The organism is Roseicyclus sp., from assembly GCF_052168335.1.
In the GTDB taxonomy this organism is placed as follows: domain Bacteria; phylum Pseudomonadota; class Alphaproteobacteria; order Rhodobacterales; family Rhodobacteraceae; genus Roseibacterium.
In genome coordinates, this window is the sequence record NZ_JBQLZP010000532.1 from 1 (window position 1) to 2387 (window position 2387).

2 protein-coding genes are annotated in these 2387 nt (G+C 72.6%); both read right to left on the reverse strand.

The window, feature by feature from the left end; translation table 11 throughout:
* Positions 1-1062 (reverse strand): SPFH domain-containing protein (locus ACTS11_RS16220; RefSeq protein WP_442641338.1); only part of this gene is annotated, 1062 nt, incomplete at its 3' end.
* A gap of 63 nt (positions 1063-1125) precedes the next feature.
* A partial coding sequence (locus ACTS11_RS16225; RefSeq protein WP_442641339.1) for an L-lactate permease occupies positions 1126-2387 on the reverse strand: 1262 nt, incomplete at its 5' end.

The following is a 2387-nucleotide window of genomic DNA, read 5'->3' on the forward strand; positions in this document are numbered from 1 at the left end:
CACGTCCTCGGCGCGCTTCCAGCCATCCTGTCCCTGCGTCCAGACGAGCGTCTCGCGGGTCAGCGCGCCGTCGGTCACCATGCGCCCGAGCGAGGCCTTGGAGAAGGGGCCCTTCGTCTGGCCGTTCTCGGCGATGTGCCAGACATGCTCGACCGGGAGCGGCGGCGGCGCGGGGGGCTGCGGGGCGGCGCCGGTCGCGGCCCAGGGCCCGGTCTGCGCCATCTGGTTGGCCATCGCCATGCCCATGCCCATGCCGAGGCCCGCGCCCATGCCGCCGCCTCCGCCGGGGTTCTCGGCGGCCGCGCGCATCGCCTCGGCGGTCTGGAACTGCTGGTACTTGGTGAGGTCGCCCACCACCCCCATCGAGGTGCGGCGGTCGAGCGCCTCCTCGACGGCGGGGGGAAGCGAGACGTTCTCGATGTAGAGCTCGGGCAGCGTCAGGCCGTATTGCGCGATGGTCTCGGAGATGCGCGTCGCCACCATGCGGCCGAACTGGTCGGTGTTGGCCGCCATGTCGAGGACCGGGATGCCCGAGGAGGCGGCGACGCGGCTGAACTCCTGCACGATGATGTTGCGGATCTGGAAGGTGACCTCGTCGGTCGTGAACTCGCCGTCGGTGCCGACGATCTCGGTCATGAAGCGGCCCGCGTCCGCGACCTTCACCGTGTAGGTCCCGAAGGCCCGGAGGCGCGTCGGCCCGAACTCGGGGTCGCGCAGCATGATCGGGTTCTTCGTGCCCCACTTGAGGTTGGTGAAGCGGTTGGTGTTGACGAAGTAGATCTCGGACTTGAAGGGCGACTTGAAGCCGTGGGACCAGTGCTGGAGCGTGGTCATGATCGGCATGTTGTTGGTCTCGAGCATGTAGAGACCGGGCGTGAACACGTCGGCGAGCTGGCCCTCGTGGATGAAGACCGCCGTCTGCCCCTCGCGCACCGTCAGCTTGGCGCCGTACTTGATCTCGTGGCCGTGCCGCTCGAAGCGCCAGACCATCGTGTCGCGGGTGTCGTCCGTCCACTCGATGACGTCGATGAACTGGCCGGAGAGGAAATCGAAGATCGGCATGGCTTTGTCTCGCACTGGAACCCGGGTGTCGGGCGGAAGGATAGGCAGTTTGGCCGCCCCGCGCTAGAGCGTGAGGCGGACCATGGCGAAGGCGAGGAGGCCGCCCGCGAGCGTGGCGGCGGCGCAGATGCCGAGGGTCCGCGACAGGACCGCGCCTTCGCGCCCGACGAGGCCGACGGTGGCGGACCCCGCGATGATGTTGTGCGGCGCGATGACGTTGCCGACGGCGGCGCCGAAGCCCTGCGCGGCGGCCAGCGGGACGGGGGCGTAGGCGAGGCTCGCCGCCACGCCGGTCTGGAACTCGGTGAAGAGGATGTTCGACGCGGTGGCCGATCCGGTGACGAAGGTGCCGAGCACGCCGATGAGCGGTGCGAGGAGCGGCCAGAACACGCCCGCCGTCGCCGCCGCCTCCGCCAGCGCGTCGATCAGGCCGCCATGGACCATGACGCGGCTGAGCGCGAGCATGGCGAGAAGCGCCAGCGCCACGGGCAGGATGCGGGACAGCGCGCCGCCGAGCGCGGGGCCGAGCGCGGCCGCCCGGCCGGTCGCGAGCGCGCCGAGGGCGAGGCCCGCGAAGAGCAGCGTTCCCGGGTGGTAGAGGGGCGCGATGCCGCCCGAGAAGCGCGCGCCGAGGCTCCAGCCCAGGACGAGGGAGGACAGCGCCTCCTGCACCGGGCCGACGAGGCGGGTCGCGAGGACCAGCGCGAGGATCGCGCCGTAGGGCGCGAGGTCGCGGAGGAGCGGCCCGGCCTCCGGCGCGCTGCCGCCCCGCAGGCGGAGGAGGACGGTCGCGAAGACGAGGAGGCCGACCAGCGCGCCGCCGAGGCTCGGCAGTTCCGGCCCGGTCAGCGCCGCGAGGCCGACCGAGGGCAGGACGAAGGCCGCCCAGGCGAGCGCGGTCCAGCCGATGTCGGCGCGTGTCAGCGGACCGTCGCCCGCGAGGCGCACCGTGGCCAGCAGCAGGATCGGCGAGACCAGCGCCTGCATCGCGGCGACCGTCCCCGCGAGGGCCGTGGGCGAGAGCCCGGTAAGGTCCACCTGCGCCAGCGTCGGCGTGCCGACGGCGCCGAAGGAGACGCCCGCCGCGTGGCCCAGGAGCGCCAGCACCACCGCCCGGACCGGCGGATAGCCGAGCCCCGCCAGAAGCGGCGCGGCGAGCGCCACGGGCGTCCCGAAGCCCGCCGCCCCCTCCATGAAGAGGCCGAAGAACCACGCGATGAGGATCGCCTGGAGCCTGCGGTCCGCCGTCAGCCCGGTCAGCGCCACGCGGATGCGCTCGAGCGCGCCGGTGCGGGACTGGAACTCGTAGAGGGCCAGCGCCGGGA